Below are 13,129 nucleotides of genomic sequence, written 5' to 3' on the forward strand. Positions count from 1 at the left end.
ACATGGCCAAGCGCGGCACCGATATGGACGAGGCGACGCCCGCGAAGGCGAGCCCCTACCGCGTGCTCGCCCGCAAATACCGCCCGCAGAGCTTCGCCGATCTGATCGGCCAGGAGCCGATGGTGCGCACCCTCACCAATGCATTCCGCACCGGGCGCATCGCGCAGGCCTACATGCTCACCGGCGTGCGCGGTGTTGGCAAGACGACCACCGCTCGCATCCTCGCGCGCGCGCTGAATTATTCCGTGCCCGGCAAGATCGACGCCCCGACCATCGACATGACCGAGGTCGGCGAGCACGACCAGGCGATCATGGAAGGCCGCCATGTCGACGTCATCGAGATGGACGCCGCCTCGCATACCGGCATCGACGACATCCGCGAGATCATCGAGGCGGTGCGCTACAAGCCGGCGATCGCCCGCTACAAGGTCTACATCATCGACGAAGTGCACATGCTGTCGAAGGCCGCCTTCAACGGCCTGCTCAAGACGCTGGAAGAGCCGCCCGAGCATGTGAAGTTCATCTTCGCCACCACCGAGGTGCGCAAGGTCCCGGTCACGGTCCTCTCGCGCTGCCAGCGTTTCGATCTTCGCCGCATCGAAGCCGGCCGCCTCATCGGCCTGATGAAGGACATCGCCGCCAAGGAAAACATCGCCATCGACGACGGCGCGCTCACCATGGTCGCTCGCGCCGCCGAAGGCTCCGCGCGCGACGCCCTCTCGCTGCTCGATCAGGCGATCGCCCACGGCACCGGCCAGGTGAGCGCGGAAGAAGTCCGCCAGATGCTCGGCCTCGCCGATCGCGCCATGGTCATCGACCTGTTCGAGGAGATCATGAAGGGCGACGTCGCGTCCGCGCTCGCCCGCCTGAAGGAACTGCATGACGTCGGTGCCGATCCCGCCGTCGTGCTGGAAGATCTCGCCGCCTTCACCCACATGGTCACCCGCCTCAAGCTCGCGCCGACCGCCGAGGACGACGCGGCGCTGACCGAGGAGGAGAAGACCCGCGGCAAGGATTTCGCGGCCAAGATTTCGCTCCGCGTCCTCGCCCGCGCCTGGCAGATGCTGCTCAAGGGCATCGACGAAACCAAGGAAGCCTCGCGTCCGCTGGCCGCCGCCGACATGGTCGTCGTCCGCATCGCCCACGCCGCCGACCTTCCGACGCCCGACGAGGCGCTGAAGTCGCTGGCCGAAGGCGGCACGCCCGCGCGCCCGCGCGCCCCGTCGCCACCCGCGCCATCCGGCGGCGGTTCCCGCATGGCGATGTCCGGCGGCGCACGCCCGGCCGCTGCCTCGGCGCCGTCGCCGCAAGCCGCGCCCGCCGATGTCCCGCGCCTCGAAACTTTCGCCGACCTTGTCGCGCTCGCCGGCCAGCGCCGCGAACTGAAACTCAAGCATGCGCTGGAAACCGCGGTCCGCCCCGTCCGCTTCGAGCCCGGCCAGATCGACATCGCCGTCACCGAGCACGCCTCCGCCGGCCTCGCCGGCGAGCTGACCAAGAAGCTCGACCAATGGACCGGCAGCCGCTGGGTCATCACGGTCGTGCGCGAAGGCAACGCCCCGACCATCGCCGAGGCCCGCAAGACCGCCCGCGACCAGCTCGTGGACGACGCCCGCGCCGACCCGGTGGTGGCCGCCGTCATGGCCCGCTTCCCCGGCGCCGAGATCGTCGACGTCCGCATGCCGACATCGGAAGGCGCGCCGATCTCCGACGACGCCTTGCCGCCCGCCGACGACATCACGAACGAGGACAACTGACCGATGGCGCTCGGCGACATGATGGGCATGATGAAGCAGGCCCGCGAGCTGCAGACGAAGATGGAGCAGCTCCAGCAGGAAGTCGCCGCCATGGAAGTGACCGGCAGCGCCGGCGGCGGCCTCGTCACGGTCACCATGACCGGCAAGAGCGAGATGAAACGTATCGCCATCGACCCGTCGCTCATCAAGCCGGAGGAGGCCGAGATCCTCGAAGACCTGATCGTCGCTGCCACCAACGACGCCCGCGCCAAGGCCGAAGCCGCGCTCGCCGACAAGATGCGCGACCTGACCGGCGGCCTCCAGCTCCCGCCCGGCATGAAGCTGCCGTTCTAGCCATGACGGAGACCCGCACCCCGCAAGCCGCCGGCACGCTGCTGGCCGTCCGTCCATCGCGCTTCCGCGTCGGGCTGCTCATCGGCGTTGGCATCCTGCTCGTCATCGCATCGCTGTGGCTGGCCTGGGATATGCGGTCTGCCGATTGGCAGGGGCCGGGCCCGCTCATGCTGCTGGAGTCGGTGCCGCCGATGGTGCGCGTCCCGGTGTTGGTCCTGGCCGTGCTGCTCATCGCCGGCGGCCTCGTGCTGACCGTCCCCCTGCTGTTGCCCGGCGCGTTCGCGACACTGGACGCCGAAGGCATAGAAGTGCGGGCCCGCTTCGCGCCAAGCCGTTTCGCCTGGGCCGATCTTGACGGCATCACGATGACACGCGGGCGCGTGTTCCTCGGCCTGGTCACCGCGCGCGCCGCGGATGGCACGCCATCGCGCAAATGGATCGGCGTCCCCGTGGACCGCGCCTCCAACGTCAGCGCCGACGAGCTCCTGTCGGTCGTCTCGCGTTTCCGGCCCGACATCGTCTCCGCCGCCTGATGCCCCGCTCCGTCGCCGGCCCCGAGATCGAGCGCCTGATCCAGCTTCTCGCCAAGCTGCCGGGCCTGGGGCCCCGTTCCGCCCGCCGCGCCGCGCTCCATCTCGTCAAGAAGAAGGACGACCTGCTGGTCCCGCTGGCCAAGGCGATGGACGTCGCGGTGGAGACCGTCGTCGTCTGCTCGACCTGCGGCAACATCGATACCTCCGATCCCTGCACCATCTGCGCCGATCCGCGCCGCGACCAGCACACCCTCGTCGTGGTGGAAGACGTCGCCGACCTGTGGGCGCTGGAGCGCGCCGGCGCACTCAACGCCCGTTACCACGTGCTGGGCGGCGCGCTGTCGCCGCTGGATGGCATCGGTCCCGACGACATCGGCATCGATCGCCTCGTCCGGCGCGTCACCGACGGCGCCATCAGCGAGGTCATCCTCGCCGTCAACGCCACCGTCGAGGGCCAGACCACCGCGCACTACATCATGGATCGCCTGGCGGGCACGGCAACGAAAGTCTCGCGCCTGGCGCACGGCGTGCCGGTCGGCGGCGAGCTCGATTACCTCGACGAGGGCACGCTGTCGGCGGCGATCCGCCAGCGCACGCCGTTCTAGGGGAGGGGACATGCTCCGCACCTACACCGGAAGCTGCCACTGCCGCGCCGTCCGCTTCGAGGCCGACGTCGACATCAGCAAGGGCACCGACAAGTGCAACTGCACCTACTGCACCAAGGTGCGCCTCTGGTCGGTGGAAGCGACGCTGGACACCTTCCGCATCACCGCCAGCGAGAGCGACCTCGTCGACTACCACGGCGGCAACGAGGTCGCGCATCATCCCTATTGCCGGCGCTGCGGCATCCACGCCTTTGATCGCATCGAGACGCCGAACATGACCGGCCGCATCTATTTCAACGTCAGTATCGCCTGCCTCGACGGCGTCGACATCGACGAGCTGATGGCGGCGCCGGTGCGCTACTATGACGGCCTGCACGACAAGTGGGACGGCATGCCCCCGGAAGTGAGGCACCTCTGATGATCGACCGGAACGTACTCGCCGAGATCCACCGCTTCTGGTTCGGCGAACTGAAATCGCCGAACGAGCCGCCGCCGAAGGAAACGATGGAGCGCTGGTTCAGCGCCAAGCCTGAGTTCGACGCCGAGGTGAAGGAGAAATTCGAGAAATATCTTGAGCCGGCGAAGGCGAAGGAATGGGACCTCGGCACCCTGTCGCGCATCGAGCAGGTCGGCCTGATCGTTCTGCTCGACCAGTTCCCGCGCAACATCTACCGCACGACCCACCACGCCTACGACTACGACCAGAAGGCGCTGGCCACCGCCAAGGCGCTGCTGGCGAACGGCGTCGGCGTCTTCTATCCGGTCGAGCGGAATTTCGTGACGCTGCCCTTCATGCACGCCGAGAATATCGCCGAGCAGGACCGCGGCATGCTCTACATGGCCGAGGCGTTGAACGCGACGCCGCCGGAAGCGCGCACGCAAATCCGCATCGGCATGGAGTTCGCCTACAAGCACTGGGACATCGTCCGCGAGTTCGGCCGCTTCCCTCATCGCAACGTGATGATGGGCCGCGACTCGACGCCGGAAGAAATCGAGTTCCTGAAAAACGGCCGCGGGTTCTAGACGAGCCCTCCCCTTGCGGGAGGGCCAAAACCGCAACGCGGTTTTGGGGAGGGGCATCTCTCCTCCTCGCGAATCTCAAAACTAAAGCGGCAACTCCGGCCCCGCCGGCATCCGCGGCGTCTGCCGCACCGCCGGCCGCGCGGCAACCTTCGGCGCCTCGACGACCGCGCCGTTCACCTCGACCTGCTCGATCCGCTCGCCGCGCCCGGCGATCTTCTTCGTCGAGATCAGAATATCCTCGACGTCCTTGTTCGCCTGCCCGAAATGCAACTGCAGCTTCTTGACCCGCTCGTCGAGCCTGCCCACGTCTTCCATCAGCAGCGCCACCTCCTGCTGGATGACGTGCGCCTGCTCGCGCATGCGCTGGTCGCGGAGAAGCGAGGTCACCACCTGGATCGACAGCATCAGGAGCGACGGCGACACGATGACGACCCGCGCCCGGTGCGCCTTCTGCACCACGTCCTCGAAGCGCTCGTGGATGTCGGCGAAGATCGACTCCGACGGCACGAACATGAACGCCGTGTCCTGCGTCTCGCCCGGCACGAAGTAGCGGTCGGCGATATCCTGGATGTGCTTGGTCGTGTCGCGGCGGAATTGCGTCTCGGCGATCTTGGTCATCTCCGGCGTCGCCGCGGCGCGGATGCCGTTCCACGCCTCCAGCGGAAACTTCGCGTCGATCACGAGGCTCGGCCCCGACGGGAAAAAGATCACGCAGTCCGGCCGTGTGCCATTCGGCAGCGTGTGCTGGAAGGCATAGGCATTGCTCGGCAGCCCGTCGCGGACGATGGCTTCCATCCGCCCCTGGCCGAAGGCGCCGCGCGTCTGCTTGTTGGTGAGCACGTGCTGCAACTCGACCACCTGGCCGGACAGCGTCGTGATCGTCTGCTGCGCTTTGTCGATGATCGCCAGCCGCTCGCCGAGCTTGGCCAGCGACTCGTGCGTGCTTTTCGTCGTGTCGGTCATCGACTGGCCGATGCGCTGGCCAAAGCCGTCGAGCCGGCTGGAGAGCCCCTGAACGTGCCCGGTGATCTCGCCCTGCGCCTTCATCAACGCTGCGACGTGCTGCTCGATCGCCGCCTTGCCGCCGTCGGACATGGCCAGCAGCCGCTGCGATGCCTGCCACCAGGCATAGGCAAAGCCGGCGGCCAGCGCGGCAAAGGCGAGGAAAGCCAGAATCAGCAGGGTCTGGGTCATGGCCGCTATCCTAACCCGGATTCGTTGCCAAGTACAAAACAGGAACGGCTAAATCGTCTCGTCCTCCGGCGGGAGATGCTTTGGCCGCCGCTTGTAGGCGCCGATCTTGGGCACGACGCGCGGACGGAATTTGCCGGTCGCCAGTTCCCGTGCCAGCGGGTTGCGCCGGATTTTCTTCGCCTTCGGCCGCTTCGGAGTCTTGCTCATCCGCCGTTTTCGCCGTTGACCCGGAGGGGCCGGCCTCATATCTGAAGCCCGTGTCCAAACTCGATATCATCACCCTTCCCGACCGCAAGCTGCGGATGAAAAGCGCCCCCGTCGAACGTGTCGACGACGAGGTCCGCGCCTTCATGGATTCCATGCTGGAGACCATGTACGCCGCCCCCGGCATCGGGCTTGCGGCGATTCAGGTCAACGTCCCCCGCCGCATCGTCACCATCGACGTCGCCCAGCGCGAGGACGAGACCGCCGCGCCCGAGCCGCTGTTCCTGATCAACCCGGAAATCCTCCGGTCGTCTGACGAGCGCGCCATCGTCGAGGAAGGGTGTCTGTCGATCCCGGAGTACTACGCCGAGGTCGAGCGCCCTGCGGCGGTGAAGGTTTCCTACATCGACCGCGACGGCAACAAGCAGGAGCTCGACGCCGACGGCGTGCTGGCGGTCTGCCTGCAGCACGAGATCGACCATCTCGACGGCAAGCTGTTCATCGACCGTCTGTCGAAGCTCAAGCGCGACATGGTGATCAAGAAGTTTACGAAGCAGTCGAAGCTGGCGCCCAAGACCGCGCTTTAGCCGGCCGCATTTTCGCCATCACGGAACATATCCTTGGAAAGGGCGTTGGCTTGGCGTTCCTTCCGGGCGGCCTTTCGGCTGTCCGCGCAATTCCGGGAGATTACCCATGCAGAAGCTCCTCATCGCTGCGGCGCTTGCTTCTTCGGTCGGCTTGGCCGGCTGTACGTCTGATCAGGCCATCTTCGGCGGCGCTGTCGCCGGTGCTGCCGTTGGCGGCGTGGCGACCAACTCGATTGGTGGTGCCGTCGTCGGTGCCGCGATCGGCGGCCTCGCCGGCGCCATCCTGGTCAACCATCAGGGCCAGTGGTGCACCTATAAGTATCACGGCAAGTTCTACAAGGAACGCTGCTAGCAGCAGCCACTCCGGTATTGCCGCGCGGGCGGCGGCCAGCTAAGCCGCCGCCCTATGCGCATCGTCTTCTTCGGCACGCCGGCGTTCGCCGTGCCGACTCTCACCGAAATCGTCGGCCAGGGCCATGAGGTCGCTGCGGTCTACACGCAGCCGCCGCGTGCTGCCGGCCGCGGCATGGCGGAGCGCAAGTCGCCGGTCCACGAGATCGCCGAACGCTTCGCCATCCCCGTATTGTCGCCGCCAAGCCTGAAGCCGCCGGAAGAAGCCGCCCGCTTCGCCGCGCTGGCCCCCGATGTCGGCGTGGTGGTTGCGTACGGGCAGATCCTGCCGCGCGCCTTCCTCGATGCGCCGACCAACGGGTGCCTCAACCTCCACGGTTCGCTCCTGCCACGCTGGCGTGGTGCCGCGCCGGTCGCCCGCGCCATCATGGCCGGCGACGCCGAGACCGGAGTCATGGTGATGCGCATGGAAGCCGGCCTCGACACCGGCCCGGTGGCCATGAGCGAGCGCGTATCGATCGGCGCCGACACCACCGCCGGCGAACTGTCCGATCATCTCGCCCGCCTCGGTGCCGACCTCATGGTCCGCGCACTCGCCGCGTTGTCGCGCGGCGTCCTCAATTTCACGCCGCAGGCGGAGGAGGGCGCCACCTACGCCAAAAAGATCGACAAGAACGAAACCCGCATCGACTGGTCGCGCCCGGCCCTTGAGGTCCACAATCACATCCGCGGCCTCTCCCCCGATCCCGGTGCGTGGTTCGAGCTGGGCGCCGACCGCGTCAAGGCGCTCCGCTCGACGCTTGCTTCCGGCAGCGACGCGCCCGGCACTCTGCTCGACGCGAATCTCACCATCGCCTGCGGCGACGGCGCCGTGCGTCTGCTCAATCTCCAGCGTGCCGGCAAGGGCCCGTTGCCCGCCGCCGATTTCCTGCGCGGCTCGCCGGTCGCGGCCGGCACGGTCCTCGCCTGACATGCCGCGCTACAAGGTCACCATCGAGTACGACGGCGGCCCCTTCGTCGGCTGGCAGCGGCAGGACAACGGCCCCACCGTGCAGGGCGCGATCGAGGAGGCGCTGCGCGCCTTCACCGGCGAAACCGTGGTCGTGAAGGGCGCCGGCCGCACCGACTCCGGCGTCCACGCGCTGGGCCAGGTCGCCCATTTCGATCTCGCCACCGAGCGCGCCACCGACACGATCCGCGACGCGCTGAATGCGCACCTCCGCCCGCATCCGGTCGCGATCCTGTCGGCCGAGAACGTCGCGCCGGATTTCGACGCCCGCTTCTCCGCCCGCCGCCGCCACTACCTCTACCGGCTCACCGACCGCCGTGCCCCGCCGGTCATCGACCGCGGCCGCGTCTGGTGGGTCAACCAGCCGCTGTCCGAGAGCGCGATGCACGAAGCCGCGCAGGCATTGGTCGGCAACCACGACTTCACCACCTTCCGCTCCGCCGACTGCCAGGCGAAGTCGCCCGTGAAGACGCTCGACAAACTCGACGTCACCCGCGAGGGCGGCGAGATCCTCGTCCGCGCCACCGCCCGCTCGTTCCTGCACAATCAGGTCCGCTCGATGGTCGGCGCGCTGAAGAAGGTCGGCGAGGGCAAGTGGCCGGTCGCCACCGTGGGCGAGGCGCTGGCAGCGAAGGACCGCGCCCGCTCCGGCCCGGTAGCGCCGCCCGACGGCCTCTATCTGGTCGCCGTCGACTACTAGCTGAACGGATCGACGCCGGTCAGCCTGCCGACAAATTTCAGCACCGCGAGGCTGACGAAAACGTCGAGCGCCACGAACGCGATGGCGACGTCGATCTCGACCCCGAGCGTCCGGCGCGCGATCAGGTAGCTGAAGCGCAGCGAGAACGCCGTCGCCGCCACCCACGGGATGAGCAGGATCTCCTCGCTGATGCCCAGCACACCGAGCAGCGACACCGCCGCGAACGGCGCCAGCATCACCGGCGTCGCCCAGTTGCGCACCACGATGTAGGCGGGATACCGCTGCTTGATCCCGACCAGCCCGCCGATGACGGCGAGCAGCGCCGGCAGCGCGATCCAGTCGAGCACCAGCGAGAGAAACTCGGTCGCCCAGAATTTGTCGGGGCTCACCACCGTCGCCGGATCGCCGGCCGCGCCCATCCGGTCGGTCAGCGCCGTGATGAAATAGAGCGGCGCCACCACCAGGATGGCCTGGAACGAACGCCAGAATCCCTCGAGGCTGGTGTCGAAGGCGCGCAGCGCATCGGGCCGGCCGAGGAATAGGTTCCACGCCCCGCTCAGCGATCGCTGGATTTCGTCGCGCCCGATCAACGGGCCAGTCCCAATGTGCGGTCGATGAAGCGCCGATAGATCGCGGTCAGCATCTCGAGATCGGCGAGCGGCACGCGCTCGTCGATCTGGTGCATCGTCTGCCCGACGAGCCCGAACTCCACGACCGGGCAGATGTCCTTGAAGAAGCGCGCGTCGGAAGTGCCGCCGCCCGTCGAATTCTCCGGCATGACTCCGGCAACATCCCGGATCGCGCCGGCGAGCGTATCGACCAGCGGGCCGGGCTTGGTCAGGAACCAGTCGCTGGCGCCCTTCTCGAACTGGATCTCGGCGTCGCCTTCCTCCGAGATGACGCGGCGGAGCAGCGCGTTCAGCGACGTCGGCGACCAGTAGTCGTTGTAGCGCACGTTGAACCGCGCCCAAGCCGCGCCCGGAATGACGTTGAATGCGGTGCTGTCAGTCTGGATGCCGGTGATCTCCAGGTTCGACGGCTGGAAGTCCGTGTTGCCGTCGTCGAGCCGCACCTCGGCCAGCCGCGCCACCATCCGTGCCAGCTTCGGCACCGGGTTGTCGGCGAGATGCGGGTAGGCGACATGCCCCTGAACGCCGCCGACCATCAGCGTGCCCGAGAGACTCCCCCGCCGGCCGATCTTGATCGTGTCTCCCAGCCGCTTCTGCGAGGTCGGCTCGCCGACCAGCGCCGCGTCGAAGCGGATGCCCCTGGCCTTCGCCCATTCGACCAGCTTCGCGGTGCCGTTGATCGCCGGGCCTTCCTCGTCGCCGGTGATGAGCAGCGACAGCGTGCCCTGGCCGATGCCGCTCTCCGCCCGCGCGATGGCGGCGGCGAGGAACGCCGCGATGCCCCCCTTCATGTCGACCGCGCCGCGGCCGAAGATCATGTTGTCGGCGACCTCGGCGGCAAACGGCCGGTGCGTCCAGCGCCCCTCGTCGCCGGGCGGCACGACGTCGGTGTGCCCGGCGAAGACCAGATGCGGCGAGCCCGAGCCGATGCTGGCGTAGAGGTTGGCGATCTCCGCCATTCCGGGCTCGCTGAACGGCAGCCGCTCGACGCGGAACCCGGCCTTGCCCAGCACGCCGGCGAGATAGTCCTGCGCGCCGGCATCGTTCGGAGTCACCGAGCGGCAGGCGATCAGCGCCCGAAGGTGGGCGGCGGCGGCTTCGGTGGAAGGTGTCATATGAGGTGCGGGTGGCCGGAAAGGGAAGGGCGCCCGGGGTTTAGCGAGCCGGGCAGGGAAGCGTCAATCGGCGCCGCTCACTCGGGCTCGATTACCGGCGGCATGCCGTAGGCGTTGGCTGCCGGATTGCCGGGCAGGAAGGCCAGCACGAACGGCCAGAACAGCCCGACGAACGGCACGAATATGAACAGAAAGTACAATCCCGGCAGCCCGAGGTCGTGGCACCGCTTCGCCATCAGCACAGCCAACCCGATCAGGATGATGACATCCAGCAGGACAAGCAGGATGAGCATGACCGGCGACATCGTTTCCCGCACCAGAAGGTAGAACAGGATCGACAGGTTCAGCGAATAGATCACGCCTATGCCGAGCGCATATTCCTGCCGGCCAATTCTCCCGTTGCTGCGGAAGAAAAAATGCAGGAGCTGGTCTGTGGTTGCCGGGGCGGCCATGACTCGATCCGAGACGCTTGCCGCCCTGCCGTCAACCCGTCAGTCGCGGAGCAGTTCGTTGACGCTGGTCTTCGACCGCGTCTGTTCGTCCACTTTCTTGACGATAACCGCACAATAGAGTGACGGTCCCGGCTGGCCGTTGGGGAACGGCTTGCCCGGCAGCGATCCCGACACGACGACGGAGTAGGGCGGCACCTTGCCGATGTGGATCTCTCCGGTCGCCCGGTCGACGACCTTGGTCGACTGGCCGATGAACACGCCCATCGAGATCACCGATCCTTCGCCGACCACGACGCCCTCGACGATCTCGGAGCGCGCGCCGATGAAGCAGTTGTCCTCGATGATGGTCGGCGTCGCCTGCAGCGGCTCGAGCACGCCGCCGATGCCGACGCCGCCGGAGAGGTGCACGTTCTTGCCGATCTGCGCGCAGCTCCCGACCGTCACCCACGTATCGACCATCGTGCCGCTATCGACGTAGGCGCCGAGGTTGACGAACGACGGCATCAGGATCGCGCCCGGCGCAATGTAGGCCGAGCGTCGCACGATCGCGCCGGGTACCGCGCGGAAGCCGGCGCGCGTGAACTCCACGTCGCCCCACCGGTGAAACTTCGACGGTACCTTGTCCCACCAGTTGGCGCCGCCGGGCCCTCCCGAGATCGTCTCCATCGGGTTCAGGCGGAACGAGAGCAGCACCGCCTTCTTCAGCCACTGGTGCGTAGTCCACACGCCGTCGATTTTCTCGGCAACGCGGACGTCGCCGCGGTCAAGCAGCGTGAGCGCGTCGCTCACCGCATCGTGGACGATGACATCCGTCGTGACATCGATCTTGTCGCGCTGCTCCCACGCCTCTTCGATGGTCTGCTTCAGTTCGGAATAGTTTCCCACGCTCGCGCCCTCACGCTTTGCCGGTCACATCAAGCACATCTTCCAGGAAATGCGCCAGATCGTCGGTGACGAAGTCGACGTGCGGGGCATCGCGCCCTTCGGTCTCCCAGTCCTCGGTCAGCACCTCCCTGACGCCGCGCGGGGCGATCAGCACCGTCGCCATGCCGAGCCTGTGGGGCACCTCGAGATTGCGTGCGAGGTCCTCGAACATCGCCGCCTTGCCGGGCGCGATCCCGGTCGCCGCGACGAAGCGGTCGTAGGTCGCCGCGTTCGGCTTCGGCAGCAGTTCCGAGCGCACGATGTCGAAGATCGATTCGAAATGCCGCGTGATTCCGAGCCGCTCCGCCACCTTCTCGGCATGCGCTGTCGAGCCGTTGGTGAAGATGAACTTCCGCCCCGGCAGCCGCTCGATGGCGGAACCGAGCCGTGGGTCCGCCGGTATCGGCGAATGGTCGATGTCGTGCACGTACTCGAGGAAATCGTCCGCCTTGATGCCGTGCTCCTCCATCAGGCCGCGCAGCGTCGTGCCGTAGCGCTGGTAGTAGTCCTTCTGCACCTTCTGCGCCGCCTTCGGCGAAAGGTTGAGCAGCCGGGCGACGTATGCGCGGATGCGCTTGTCGACCTGGCTGAACAGGTCGAGGTGGCGCGGGTAGAGCGTGTTGTCGAGATCGAACACCCACGCGTCGACCGCCGCGAAGCGGCCGAGGTCCGTGCCCTCGCTCACGGCGTGATCAGCGTGCCGGCGCCGAGGTCGGTGAACAGCTCGAGCAGCACCGCGTGCGGCACCTTGCCGTTGAGGATGACGACGCCCTCGACGCCCTGCTTGATCGCGTCGATGCACGTCTCGACCTTGGGGATCATGCCCCCCGAGATCGTGCCGTCGGCGATCAGCTCGCGCGCCTTCTTCACGGTGAGTTCCTTGATCAGCTTGCCGCTGCGGTCGAGCACGCCCGGAACGTCCGTCAGGAACAGCAGGCGCGCCGCGCCAAGCCGCCCGGCGAGCGCACCGGCAAACGTGTCGGCGTTGATGTTGTAGGTCTCGCCGTCGTCGCCCGGCGCCACCGGCGCGATCACCGGGATTAGCCCGGCGCCGATGATCATGTCGATCACCGCGCGGCTGATGCGCTTCGGCTCGCCGACGAATCCGAGGTCGACGACCTTCTCGATGTTCGAGGTCGGGTCCTTCTCGGTGCGCGTCACCTTCTCGGCAAACACCATGTTGCCGTCCTTGCCTGAGAGGCCGACCGCCTTGCCGCCCTCGGCGTTGATCGCCATCACGATCTCTTTGTTGATCGAGCCGGCGAGCACCATCTCGACCACCTCGATGGTCGGCTTGTCGGTGACGCGCAGGCCGCCGCGAAACTCCGACTTGATCCCCAGCCGGTTGAGCATGTCGCCGATCTGCGGCCCGCCGCCGTGCACTACCACCGGCCGCGCCCCGGCCGTCTCGAGCAGCGTGATGTCGCGCGCGAATGCCTTGGCCAGCGCCGCCTCGCCCATGGCGTGCCCGCCGTACTTCACCACGATGATTTTCTGGTCGTACGCGAGCATATACGGCAGCGCCGCCGAAATCAGGCGCGCCGTCAGTTCGGCATCGGTCGTTTCCGCCTCGCGGATACTGTCCATTTGAGCCAATCCCTAAGGTTCGCGCGCTCTATAGCCGGTTTAGGGCGGAAGAAAAATGCGGAACTTTGCCGGCGGAAGGCGGTTAGCGGGGAGGCGGGTACCCGCGAGACATAAAGGAGCCTCAAC

Annotated in this window: 18 protein-coding genes; 10 read left to right on the forward strand and 8 right to left on the reverse strand. The window is 67.4% G+C overall.

Features of this window, described 5'->3' with window-relative positions:
- Positions 1-2 precede the first annotated feature (2 nt).
- The 6 genes from WDM94_04385 to WDM94_04410 are packed head-to-tail and all read left to right on the forward strand — an operon-like array spanning position 3 to position 4,251.
- Positions 3-1,757, forward strand: coding sequence for a DNA polymerase III subunit gamma/tau (locus WDM94_04385; GenBank protein MEJ0011865.1), 1,755 nt, complete (start codon positions 3-5; stop codon positions 1,755-1,757).
- A 3-nt stretch (positions 1,758-1,760) separates the two neighbouring features.
- Positions 1,761-2,090, forward strand: coding sequence for a YbaB/EbfC family nucleoid-associated protein (locus tag WDM94_04390; GenBank protein MEJ0011866.1), 330 nt, complete (start codon positions 1,761-1,763; stop codon positions 2,088-2,090).
- Between the two features lie 2 nt (positions 2,091-2,092).
- Positions 2,093-2,623: a hypothetical protein gene (locus WDM94_04395; GenBank protein MEJ0011867.1), complete on the forward strand. Its 531-nt coding sequence runs from the start codon at positions 2,093-2,095 to the stop codon at positions 2,621-2,623.
- Positions 2,623-3,228: a recombination mediator RecR gene (recR, locus tag WDM94_04400; GenBank protein ID MEJ0011868.1), complete on the forward strand. Its 606-nt coding sequence runs from the start codon at positions 2,623-2,625 to the stop codon at positions 3,226-3,228. Before WDM94_04395 ends, recR begins: the two co-directional genes overlap by 1 nt.
- Positions 3,229-3,238: 10 nt before the next feature.
- Positions 3,239-3,646, forward strand: a complete 408-nt coding sequence (locus WDM94_04405) for a GFA family protein (GenBank protein MEJ0011869.1) — start codon at positions 3,239-3,241, stop codon at positions 3,644-3,646.
- On the forward strand, positions 3,646-4,251 hold the full coding sequence (locus tag WDM94_04410) for a DUF924 family protein (GenBank protein MEJ0011870.1): 606 nt from the start codon (positions 3,646-3,648) through the stop codon (positions 4,249-4,251). Before WDM94_04405 ends, WDM94_04410 begins: the two co-directional genes overlap by 1 nt.
- A gap of 81 nt (positions 4,252-4,332) precedes the next feature.
- Here WDM94_04410 and rmuC read toward each other — a convergent pair whose 3' ends face one another.
- Both rmuC and WDM94_04420 read right to left on the reverse strand, forming a co-directional pair.
- On the reverse strand, positions 4,333-5,445 hold the full coding sequence (gene rmuC, locus WDM94_04415) for a DNA recombination protein RmuC (protein MEJ0011871.1): 1,113 nt from the start codon (positions 5,443-5,445) through the stop codon (positions 4,333-4,335).
- Positions 5,446-5,493: 48 nt separating this feature from the next.
- Positions 5,494-5,652 carry a hypothetical protein gene (locus WDM94_04420; protein ID MEJ0011872.1) on the reverse strand — a complete coding sequence of 53 codons (159 nt, stop codon included), beginning with the start codon at positions 5,650-5,652 and terminating at the stop codon, positions 5,494-5,496.
- 50 nt (positions 5,653-5,702) lie between these two features.
- Here WDM94_04420 and def point away from each other — a divergent pair, with 50 nt between their 5' ends.
- From def to truA, 4 genes are all read left to right on the forward strand, one after another.
- Positions 5,703-6,236, forward strand: coding sequence for a peptide deformylase (gene def / locus WDM94_04425; GenBank protein ID MEJ0011873.1), 534 nt, complete (start codon positions 5,703-5,705; stop codon positions 6,234-6,236).
- 106 nt (positions 6,237-6,342) lie between these two features.
- Positions 6,343-6,588 (forward strand): hypothetical protein, encoded by a 246-nt coding sequence (locus WDM94_04430; protein MEJ0011874.1) that lies wholly within the window; start codon positions 6,343-6,345, stop codon positions 6,586-6,588.
- 54 nt (positions 6,589-6,642) lie between these two features.
- Complete coding sequence (gene fmt / locus WDM94_04435; GenBank protein ID MEJ0011875.1) at positions 6,643-7,557, forward strand: methionyl-tRNA formyltransferase; 915 nt, start codon at positions 6,643-6,645, stop codon at positions 7,555-7,557.
- A gap of 1 nt (position 7,558) precedes the next feature.
- Positions 7,559-8,296 carry a tRNA pseudouridine(38-40) synthase TruA gene (gene truA, locus WDM94_04440; GenBank protein ID MEJ0011876.1) on the forward strand — a complete coding sequence of 246 codons (738 nt, stop codon included), beginning with the start codon at positions 7,559-7,561 and terminating at the stop codon, positions 8,294-8,296.
- On the opposite strand, the gene WDM94_04445 is transcribed toward truA, so the two are convergent.
- From WDM94_04445 to argB, 6 genes are all read right to left on the reverse strand, one after another.
- Positions 8,293-8,886 carry a hypothetical protein gene (locus WDM94_04445; GenBank protein ID MEJ0011877.1) on the reverse strand — a complete coding sequence of 198 codons (594 nt, stop codon included), beginning with the start codon at positions 8,884-8,886 and terminating at the stop codon, positions 8,293-8,295. The genes truA and WDM94_04445 overlap by 4 nt on opposite strands.
- Positions 8,883-10,040, reverse strand: coding sequence for a succinyl-diaminopimelate desuccinylase (dapE, locus tag WDM94_04450; protein ID MEJ0011878.1), 1,158 nt, complete (start codon positions 10,038-10,040; stop codon positions 8,883-8,885). Before dapE ends, WDM94_04445 begins: the two co-directional genes overlap by 4 nt.
- A gap of 77 nt (positions 10,041-10,117) precedes the next feature.
- A complete protein-coding gene (locus WDM94_04455; protein MEJ0011879.1) occupies positions 10,118-10,492 on the reverse strand; it encodes a DUF805 domain-containing protein in 375 nt (124 codons plus the stop codon).
- A 39-nt stretch (positions 10,493-10,531) separates the two neighbouring features.
- Complete coding sequence (dapD, locus tag WDM94_04460; protein ID MEJ0011880.1) at positions 10,532-11,377, reverse strand: 2,3,4,5-tetrahydropyridine-2,6-dicarboxylate N-succinyltransferase; 846 nt, start codon at positions 11,375-11,377, stop codon at positions 10,532-10,534.
- A gap of 10 nt (positions 11,378-11,387) precedes the next feature.
- Positions 11,388-12,101, reverse strand: coding sequence for a pyrimidine 5'-nucleotidase (locus WDM94_04465; GenBank protein ID MEJ0011881.1), 714 nt, complete (start codon positions 12,099-12,101; stop codon positions 11,388-11,390).
- Positions 12,098-13,003 carry an acetylglutamate kinase gene (gene argB / locus WDM94_04470; GenBank protein MEJ0011882.1) on the reverse strand — a complete coding sequence of 302 codons (906 nt, stop codon included), beginning with the start codon at positions 13,001-13,003 and terminating at the stop codon, positions 12,098-12,100. The genes WDM94_04465 and argB overlap by 4 nt, the downstream gene beginning before the upstream one ends.
- Positions 13,004-13,129: the final 126 nt, after the last annotated feature.

Origin of the sequence: Bauldia sp. (genome assembly GCA_037200845.1) — a bacterium.
Taxonomy (GTDB): domain Bacteria; phylum Pseudomonadota; class Alphaproteobacteria; order Rhizobiales; family Kaistiaceae; genus DASZQY01.

What these genes read in the sequence shown, in the direction of transcription:
- WDM94_04385 (MEJ0011865.1), top strand. Translation starts at nt 3, where the DNA reads ATGGCCAAGCGCGGCACCGATATGGACGAGGCGACGCCCGCGAAGGCG.
- WDM94_04405 (MEJ0011869.1), top strand. Translation starts at nt 3,239, where the DNA reads ATGCTCCGCACCTACACCGGAAGCTGCCACTGCCGCGCCGTCCGCTTC.
- truA (MEJ0011876.1), top strand. Translation starts at nt 7,559, where the DNA reads ATGCCGCGCTACAAGGTCACCATCGAGTACGACGGCGGCCCCTTCGTC.
- WDM94_04395 (MEJ0011867.1), top strand. Translation starts at nt 2,093, where the DNA reads ATGACGGAGACCCGCACCCCGCAAGCCGCCGGCACGCTGCTGGCCGTC.
- recR (MEJ0011868.1), top strand. Translation starts at nt 2,623, where the DNA reads ATGCCCCGCTCCGTCGCCGGCCCCGAGATCGAGCGCCTGATCCAGCTT.
- fmt (MEJ0011875.1), top strand. Translation starts at nt 6,643, where the DNA reads ATGCGCATCGTCTTCTTCGGCACGCCGGCGTTCGCCGTGCCGACTCTC.
- WDM94_04390 (MEJ0011866.1), top strand. Translation starts at nt 1,761, where the DNA reads ATGGCGCTCGGCGACATGATGGGCATGATGAAGCAGGCCCGCGAGCTG.
- rmuC (MEJ0011871.1), bottom strand. Translation starts at nt 5,445, where the DNA reads ATGACCCAGACCCTGCTGATTCTGGCTTTCCTCGCCTTTGCCGCGCTG.
- argB (MEJ0011882.1), bottom strand. Translation starts at nt 13,003, where the DNA reads ATGGACAGTATCCGCGAGGCGGAAACGACCGATGCCGAACTGACGGCG.
- WDM94_04410 (MEJ0011870.1), top strand. Translation starts at nt 3,646, where the DNA reads ATGATCGACCGGAACGTACTCGCCGAGATCCACCGCTTCTGGTTCGGC.
- WDM94_04420 (MEJ0011872.1), bottom strand. Translation starts at nt 5,652, where the DNA reads ATGAGCAAGACTCCGAAGCGGCCGAAGGCGAAGAAAATCCGGCGCAAC.
- WDM94_04455 (MEJ0011879.1), bottom strand. Translation starts at nt 10,492, where the DNA reads ATGGCCGCCCCGGCAACCACAGACCAGCTCCTGCATTTTTTCTTCCGC.
- WDM94_04430 (MEJ0011874.1), top strand. Translation starts at nt 6,343, where the DNA reads ATGCAGAAGCTCCTCATCGCTGCGGCGCTTGCTTCTTCGGTCGGCTTG.
- dapE (MEJ0011878.1), bottom strand. Translation starts at nt 10,040, where the DNA reads ATGACACCTTCCACCGAAGCCGCCGCCGCCCACCTTCGGGCGCTGATC.